At 60.4% G+C, this 8176-nt stretch carries 6 protein-coding genes and 1 pseudogene; 4 read left to right on the plus strand and 3 right to left on the minus strand.

Annotated elements, in window-relative coordinates:
• Nucleotides 1-193: pseudogene (locus tag VJ604_RS13480) on the minus strand (anthranilate synthase component I); the annotation flags it as partial.
• Nucleotides 194-408: 215 nt separating this feature from the next.
• Between VJ604_RS13480 and VJ604_RS13485 the strand changes: the two are divergent.
• The 4 genes from VJ604_RS13485 (at nucleotide 409) to VJ604_RS13495 (ending at nucleotide 4281) form a co-directional block, all read left to right on the plus strand.
• Nucleotides 409-1479 (plus strand): 3'-5' exonuclease family protein, encoded by a 1071-nt coding sequence (locus tag VJ604_RS13485; protein ID WP_324083312.1) that lies wholly within the window; start codon nucleotides 409-411, stop codon nucleotides 1477-1479.
• 169 nt (nucleotides 1480-1648) lie between these two features.
• Nucleotides 1649-3583, plus strand: a complete 1935-nt coding sequence (gene htpG, locus VJ604_RS13490) for a molecular chaperone HtpG (protein ID WP_324083313.1) — start codon at nucleotides 1649-1651, stop codon at nucleotides 3581-3583.
• Nucleotides 3584-3704: 121 nt separating this feature from the next.
• Nucleotides 3705-3902, plus strand: a complete 198-nt coding sequence (locus VJ604_RS19310) for a type II toxin-antitoxin system RelE/ParE family toxin (RefSeq protein WP_414652441.1) — start codon at nucleotides 3705-3707, stop codon at nucleotides 3900-3902.
• A gap of 97 nt (nucleotides 3903-3999) precedes the next feature.
• Nucleotides 4000-4281 carry a HigA family addiction module antitoxin gene (locus VJ604_RS13495; protein ID WP_324083316.1) on the plus strand — a complete coding sequence of 94 codons (282 nt, stop codon included), beginning with the start codon at nucleotides 4000-4002 and terminating at the stop codon, nucleotides 4279-4281.
• Nucleotides 4282-4285: 4 nt separating this feature from the next.
• Here VJ604_RS13495 and VJ604_RS13500 read toward each other — a convergent pair whose 3' ends face one another.
• Entirely contained in the window at nucleotides 4286-7285 is a 3000-nt protein-coding gene (locus VJ604_RS13500) for an ATP-binding protein (RefSeq protein ID WP_324083314.1), read from the minus strand.
• Between the two features lie 275 nt (nucleotides 7286-7560).
• Nucleotides 7561-8176: response regulator (locus VJ604_RS13505; RefSeq protein ID WP_324083315.1), on the minus strand; the 616-nt coding region annotated here is incomplete at its 5' end.

Consider the following 8176-nt stretch of genomic DNA (forward strand, 5'->3'; position numbering starts at 1 on the left):
AGCCGAGGAAGGTGTAGCGCCCCCACTTCTCGCCACCCTCGATACTCTCCAGCAGGAAGCCGTAGCGTCCGTCGTCGATCTTCTTGAAGGCACTGACCGGAGTGTCGAGATCGGCCAGGATTTCGCGGTAGACCGGGATCAGGTTGCCCTGGGCGGAAAGGGTTTGAAAGGTCGCGTAGTCGGGATGGTACATGGGGCTCCTTGAATGGTTGCCGGGGGGCTCATGCGTTGGAGGGAGCTATTCACTTGACGAAAACGGGTTTAGCCTACTTTTATTAGCACAGGGGGGGCTGAGAGTCAAGAAATCCAGCGGAGTTAGGCCACATTGGTAGATGCGGTTCCTCGTTTTCATTATAAAATAGAAGTGAGAGTTCCCGGCAAGGAAGCCCTTGCAGGAAACAGGCTCTCATGGGTATCATCGCCACCATGACCATCGCCCCTGCCCCCCTCATAGAGCTGGCAAGAAGGTTCGCCCTCGGCACCGTCGACGCCATCGTCAACTTCAAAAGATGGACGGAGAAGCTGTTGCTCCCCCATGAAGGAAGGGTGAAGCCGGAGGGCGCCATCGCCCAGGCAGCACTGTGCGCGCGTTTCCCCCGCTACCTGCAGGGCGGCCCGGGGCACGTGCGCTGCGGCAGGGGGTGGTACCCGCTGGTCTGGGACCTCTGCACCGCCGTCGAGGCGATGGAGCACCTGGGGATGCCGAAGGTCGGCTACGTGCAGGCGGAGCAGCGGCTGGGCGGGCTCTTCCTGAAGGTGGACTCCCCTTCCCTGCTGGTCAGGGAGGTGGCAAGGGAGGTCGAGCACAAGGCGGCGGCCACCTGCGAGGAGTGCGGAGCCCCCGGTTCACTCCGGCTGGGCCACGGTTTCGCCAAGACCCTCTGCCCCGCCCACGCCAAGGTCCGCAAGCGGGTTAGGCATCCGAGGATGTGTCTGGCCGCCAGCCAGCCGGCCCCGAAGCTCCTCTTCCTGGACGCCGAATTCACCGATCTCGACTACCCGCAGCTGATCAGCATCGCGCTGGTCGCCGAAAGCGGGGAAACCTTCTACGCCGAACTGGCTGACGGCTGGAGCCCGCAGGGGTGCTCAGATTTCGTCGCCGAGACTGTCCTGCCGCAGTTGACCGGCGGGGACTTCATGCAGGAGCGGCTGTACGCTGAGAGACGCCTGGCCGGCTGGCTGGCCGACTTCTGCTGCCCGGTCCGGGTGGTAAGCGATGCACCCCGTTACGACTGGGTCCTCCTGAAGGACCTCTTGGGAAATTCCAAACCGGTCAACCTTCTCCACGAGCCGCTCCCCCTCTTCTCGGAGAGTTTCCCGGAACTGGTCCCCCTGCTCCAGGAGGCCAAGGCGGGGGCCTTCCGCGATCTCACCCGCCACCATGCGCTGAACGACGCCGTGGCGCTCAGGGAGGCGTGGGAGGTGATGCGCATCAACGTGCACCCCGCCATCCTGGACCAGTACCTGCGGCATTCGTAATATCTTAAATCCGGCATCTCGCCTTTGCCGGCTTCCCTCACCCCTCCCCCTCTCCCGGGGGCGAGGGGAAATCTAAACCTTTTCTCTTTTCCCCCCTTGAAATCCTGAAGGTCCATGATTAGCTTCTGCGAAGCTCAACCAAAAAGCGATTAAAGGAGACACCCCACCCATGACCAAAACCGTCAAGAAGTTCGAGACCGAGGTCCAGCAGCTTTTGGATCTGGTGATCCACTCCCTCTACTCCAACAAGGAGATCTTCCTGCGGGAGCTGATTTCCAACGCCTCCGACGCTATTGACAAGATACGGTTCGAATCCCACTCCAACATGGAGCTTCTGGAAGGAAACGCCGACTGGAAGATCAAGCTCCACGCCGACAAGGAGGCGGGCACCCTCACCATCACGGACAACGGCATCGGCATGAACATGGACGAGGTGGCCGACAACATCGGTACCATCGCCAAGTCCGGCACCCGCAATTTCGTGGCCGCGCTGAAGGAGCAGAACCTGGCGGACAACCCGGAACTGATCGGCCAGTTCGGCGTCGGCTTCTACGCCTCCTTCATGGTGGCCGACAAGGTGACCCTCACCACCCGCAAGGCGGGCGACAAGGAGTACGGCTGCCGCTGGGAGTCGACCGGTGACGGCAGCTACACCATCGAGGAGTGCCAGAAGGAGACCCGCGGCACCGAGATCGTCCTGCACCTGAAGGACGACATGAAGGAATTCCTCGACGAGTGGAAGATCCGCTCCATCGTCAAGAAGTACTCCGACTACGTCCAGTACCCGATCGTGATGGACATCACCCGCAGCGAGCCGGTCAAGGACCAGGACGGCAAGGTGATCGAGGGGGGCGGCACCATCGAGAAGACCACCGAGGAGACCTTGAACTCGATGAAGGCCATCTGGACCAGGCCCAAGAGCGAGATCAGCGAGGACGAGTACCTCGAGTTCTACAAGCACATCTCCCACGATTACGACAAGCCGCTCTCCACCATCCACTATTCCGCCGAAGGGGTCAGCGAGTTCAAGTCGATCCTCTACATCCCGTCCCACAAGCCGTTCGACCTCTTCCTGCGCGACCACAAAAAAGGGGTGCACCTCTACGTGAAACGGGTCTACATCACCGACAACTGCGAGGCGCTTTTGCCGGACTACCTCCGTTTCATCAAGGGGGTGGTCGACTCCTCCGACCTGCCGCTCAACGTTTCCCGCGAAATCCTGCAGGAAGACGTGCAGATCAAGCGGATCCAGAAGAGCCTGGTCGGCAAGGTGATCTCCACGCTTTCGGAGATGAAGGAGAAGAACGCGGAGGACTACCTGAAGTTCTGGAACGAGTTCGGTCCGGTGATCAAGGAAGGGATCCACTTCGACTACGCCAACAAGGAGAAGCTGCAGGATCTCCTGCTCTTCGAGAGCTCCAAGACCGAGGGCGGCAAGTTCGTGAGCCTCAAGGAGTACGTGGAGCGGATGCCGGAGGCGCAGAAGGAGATCTACTACATCACCGGCATGTCGCGCGCCTCGGTGGAGAACTCCCCCTACATGGAGGTCTTCCGGAAGAAGGGATACGAGGTCCTCTACATGACCGACCCGGTAGACGAGTGGGTGGTGCCGGCGATCGGCTCCTACAGCGAAAAGCAGCTGAAGGCAATCGACCGCGGGGACCTGGAGCTGGAGAGCGAGGAGGAGAAGAAGGAGCAGGAAGCGAAGAAGGAGGAGGCCCAGAAGGAGTTCGGCGGCGTGATGACCTTCATCCAGGAGACCCTCAAGGAGAACATCAAGGAAGTGCGGCTATCCTCGCGCCTCACCGAAAGCGCCTGCTGCCTGGTGGCCGACGAGATGGGGCTGAACGCCAACATGGAGAAGATCCTGAAGTCAATGAACCAGGAGGTGCCGGAGTCCAAACGTATCCTGGAGCTCAACCCGGATCATCCGATCCTGCAGGTAATGACCTCCATGTACGAGAAAGACAAGGAGAACCCGAAGCTCGCCGACTACTGCGAACTCCTCTTCGACCAGGCGCTGCTCACCGAGGGAAGCCCGATCAAGGACCCGCTCCGCTTCACCAAGCTGGTGGCCGAGCTGATGGTGGCCGGCGGGAAGTAGCGTCCCCCTCAGATAAATTCTTCAAGATAAAAAGCGGGACAGTTCGTATGATCTGTCCCGCTTTGCTGTTTCAGCCTAATTTGCTGCTTGCGGATTGTAACCGTAGGGGTTACAGTTCTCCATGATCAAGTCCTTCAGGCACAAAGGCTTGCAGCGGTACTACGAGGCCGGTATTCACGTCGGCATCCAGCCTAAGCATTCTGGTCGGATTCGACTGATTCTGGCTCGCCTTGATGCCGCACAGCAACCGAAGGACATGAACCTGCCCGGACTCCGCCTCCATCAACTGGCAGGCAACTACAGGAGTTTCACGCCGTAGCCGTGAGTGGCAACTGGCGCATTATCTTTCGTTTCGAGGGTCCCGACGTATTTGATGTCGACTACCTTGACTATCACTAGCAAAGGGAAAAAGCATGATGCACAACCCACCCCATCCCGGAGAAGTCATTCGAGCACTCTGCCTTGAACCGATTGGCATATCCGTGACCGAGGCAGCCAAAGCCCTCGGCGTCAGCAGAAAGGCCCTCTCCTCTTTGCTTAATGGCCGTACCGGCGTCACTCCCGAAATGGCACTGCGCCTCGCTATCGCCTTCGACACCACGCCTGAGAGCTGGCTGGTTCAACAGATGCAGTACGACCTCTGGAAGACCTCGCAAAAGGGGGCGCTGACCGGAGTGCAGAAGCTGAAAGCCGCCTGACCTCCTACCCCAGCAGTTCCTGCAGCTTCCTGCTGACCGCTGCCAGTTTGTACGGCTTCTGGATGAAGGCAACCCCCTTTTCTCCGGCGAACTTCCGGCTCACCTCCTGCTCGCTGTAGCCGCTGGTGATGACCACCCGGACCTCCGGCTGGAGACGGCGCAGCTCGTTGAAGGCTTGCACGCCGTCCATGACCGGCATGGTCAGATCCAGCAACACGCAGGCGATCTGCTCGGCGTGCCGCTGAAAGGTGTCGATCCCCTTTTGCCCGTCGCTGGCGGTAAGCACGCAGAAACCCAGCATCTGCAGCATTTCCTTGCCAACTTCCCTGATGGTCTCCTCGTCGTCCACCAGCAGGACAGTCCCCTTCCCCCGATACGACACCTCCGCAGAGCCGTCGGTCGCCGGCAGGCCGGTGGCAACGGCCACGGCAGGGAAAAGGAGACGGAAAACGGTCCCTTTCCCCTCCTCGCTTGCTACCCTGATCGCCCCCTTGTGCCCGCGCACGATGCCGAGCACGGCTGCCATGCCCAGTCCGCGGCCGGTAAATTTGGTGGTGAAGAAGGGGTCGAAGATCCTGGTGACGACTTCCTGGTCCATGCCGCAGCCGGTGTCAGCTACTTCGAGCACCAGGTAGGTCCCGGCCGGAAGGCCGTCGTCGATCCAGGAGCCGGCGAGATAGCCCCGATCGCACTCGGCGGAATAGGTGCGAAGGGTGATGCTACCCGGCTGTTCGCCGAGGGCCTCGGAGGCATTGAGGACCAGGTTCAGGAGCACCTGCCGTAGCTGGGTCGCATCGCCGCTGATGGGAGGAAGACCAGGAGCGAAGTCGTAGCTAAGGAGAGCCTTCTTGGATACGGATACCTCCAGCATCTTCACCATGTCGCGCACGATGGCTGTCAAATCCAGATTCTCGATCAAAAAACGTCCTCGGCCAGAATAATCGAGCATCTGGCGCGCCAGTTCCGAGGCACGGGTTGCGGCCTGATCGATCTGCAACAGGTTCTCCCGCAGCGGGGAAACCTCCACGCAGTGCATCAGGGCCAGATCGGTGTTGCCGACCACGACCATCAGGATGTTGTTGAAGTCGTGGGCGATCCCTCCGGCCAGCACCCCCAGGCTTTCCAGCTTCTGCACGTGCAGCATCTGGGCGGCTATCTTCTTGTTCTCCTCTTCGAGCCGCTTCGACTCGGAGACGTCCTGCGCGATCATCATCAGGTGCGGCCGTCCCTCGACGTCGCAGCGGGTCAGGAAGAAATCGAGGTGGACTGTCTTACCGAAGGTGGAGGTGATCTTTTTCTCCATGCGCCTGGTGATGGAGTCGGAGAGAACCTGCTCGGCCAACTCTTCGATCCCCGCCTCTTTCCAGGACCGGAGCCCCCTGAAGTTCTGCGCAAGCACCATCTGCCGTTCACCGCCAATCATCTGCAGCAAGGCATCATTGACCGTGACGCAATCACCGCTTTCCCCATCGAACACCTGGATGCCGGTCGGGGACGAGGTCAGCAGCGATTCGAAGAGGGTGAGCGCCTTGTCCCTGCTTTCCTCGACTGCTTTGCGCAGGGTGATGTCCTCGTAGACCCCCAGGACCCCGTACACCTCGCCCTGGTCGTCACATAGCGGGACCTTCGTGGTATCGACCCACACCCGCGTTCCATCGGCTTGGAGCTGCTGCTCGACAATGTGGGTCTTAGCGGCGTTCCCCTCCATTACCTCCTTGTCGTCCTCCCGGTAGGCGTCCGATTCCTCCCTGAGCCAGGGGAGATCGTAATCGGTTTTTCCCACCACCAACTCGGTATCGTCATAACCCGCCCTACCTGCGAATATGACATTGCAGCCGAGATAGACGCTGTCACGGTCCTTCCAGAAGACCGATTGGGGGATGGCATTGATGATCTGGGCCAGGGTGTTGCGGCTTTGCCGCAACCTTTCCTCAGTCAATTGCCGTTCTTGGAGTTCGCCGACCAGCCGTGAGTTGGCGGTGAACAGCTCTGCGGTACGCTCTGCCACCCGCTGTTCCAGCTCCGCCTTCGATTTCCGCAAGGCCTCCTCGGCAATCTTCTCGCGCAACCACCACCGGTACGCCAGCCGGGAGAGGATGATGGTCATGGCCACGAAAAGCGCAACCAGGGCAGCCATCCTCAAGAAGTCACCGTGCCAGGGAGCCAGATAGTCCCGGGCAGCCAAGGCGACCAGGATGAAGAGGGGATAACGCTCGAGACGCTGGTAGGAGAGAATCTTGGGAGTATGGTCCCAACTTAGTGGGGTATAGAAGGTGCCGGTTGGCTGCTGGAGCTTCGCACGGCGCAGGAGTTCGGCGGAGATCGCCTGACGTCCCGCCTCGTTTCCCGGCCCCCTGTTCGGATGGCGGACGATGATGGAGGTGTCGGATTGGCGCAGGCTGATTCCGCCACTGGCCCCGACGTCAATGTTGCCCATGATCTTCTGAATCCGCTCCAGCGTGAGCGAGCCGCAAACCACACCGGCGAAGGAGCCGTCCGGGTTGTTCACCCGTCGCGCTGCTATCAAGAGCCACTTGCCGCAGATCCGGCCGACGAGCGGCTTGGAGATCACCAGGCCAGCCTTTGGGTTGTCCCTCAACTGCCGAAAATAATCCCGGTCCGCCACGCTCTTCACCGCGCCGCTCCCGAGGTCGGTGCCGTAGACGATCTCCCCCCTGGCATTGGCCATGCGCAGGCCATCGAGGTCAGGAAGCCTCCTGTGCTGCTTTACGATGGCGGCGTCGAGCACCTGCGCCTTGATACCGCCGCAGGCCAGCTGATCCTCGGCATCGTCGACCACATCCGAAAGCGCCACGTCGACGACATCCATGATCCCAGTCATGCTGTAAACCAGGGCCTGGCAGAGATTTTGGCTCTGGACCGCGGCCCGTTCGGCATATTGCCGTCTGCTTTCACGCAGCGAAACGAAGGCCATGGCAACCACGAACAGATCGAGGAGCAACACCACACCGATCAACCGGATGGCGAAACATCTGGCACGCATGCTTTCCTTTTCATGATGAACGTCGGCCATGAGAGTCCTTCCACGTCAGGATACCTGCCTCGGCAGAGGTAGTAATGACAGCGGGGATTGGCACCTCGCCCCTGGCTCGTCTCGTCGACAGGCCCAGCAGTTTACGTTCCGGAGGATCAGACGCAGCAAAGAACACCGGTACCGACGGAAGGCCAGGAGCAGGGAACACCCGCTCCTCATCGGCAGGACTCTTTTATTCATGAGGAAATAACGTTAGGGGTATAGGGGGAGAAAAAACGGGGAGGTTATTGGTTCTTGCCGTAGAGGCGCTCGCTGCTCTGGAAGGCCCGCTGGACGCGGGTCAAAAGGCCTATCTCCTTGATAGGCTTGAGGACGAAATCGAAAAAGCCCCGCTCCAGCGCCTCCTTCTCCTCGTCGGGGGTGGCGGCGGCGGTCATCAGGATCACCGGCATGTAGCGGAACTCGGGGAGGTTGCGGATGGCATACATGAATTCGTATCCCCCCAGCTTGGGCATCACCTTGTCGGTGATCACCAGCTTCGGCTTGAGGCCGAAGATCTTGTTGAAGGCGTCCATGCCGTCGATGGCCGTTTCCACCACGTACCCCTGCCGGGTCAGGGTCCTGGCCACCGTCTCGCGCACCAACTGGTCGTCTTCGACCACCAGGATGGTGTTCCCCGAAGGCCCCACCGTGGTCTGCCCCAAGTAGTGACGGGCGATGGCGCGGTTGATCTCGGAACGGGTGGAGACGTAAAGGATGACCTTCACGTTGTGCTGGGCGGCGATCTGACGGAAGAGCTCGTCGGTGGTGGGATCGGCTACAGCGAGCGCCAGTTTCCCCTCTTCCAGCTTCAAGGGGAAGATGGTGTGCTTCACCGCCATCTCCATCGGGATCAGCCGG

This window comes from Geomonas sp., from assembly GCF_035254065.1.
Taxonomy (GTDB): Bacteria; Desulfobacterota; Desulfuromonadia; order Geobacterales; family Geobacteraceae; genus Geomonas.

What these genes read in the sequence shown, in the direction of transcription:
- VJ604_RS13485 (WP_324083312.1), top strand. Translation starts at nt 409, where the DNA reads ATGGGTATCATCGCCACCATGACCATCGCCCCTGCCCCCCTCATAGAG.
- htpG (WP_324083313.1), top strand. Translation starts at nt 1,649, where the DNA reads ATGACCAAAACCGTCAAGAAGTTCGAGACCGAGGTCCAGCAGCTTTTG.
- VJ604_RS19310 (WP_414652441.1), top strand. Translation starts at nt 3,705, where the DNA reads ATGATCAAGTCCTTCAGGCACAAAGGCTTGCAGCGGTACTACGAGGCC.
- VJ604_RS13495 (WP_324083316.1), top strand. Translation starts at nt 4,000, where the DNA reads ATGCACAACCCACCCCATCCCGGAGAAGTCATTCGAGCACTCTGCCTT.
- VJ604_RS13500 (WP_324083314.1), bottom strand. Translation starts at nt 7,285, where the DNA reads ATGCGTGCCAGATGTTTCGCCATCCGGTTGATCGGTGTGGTGTTGCTC.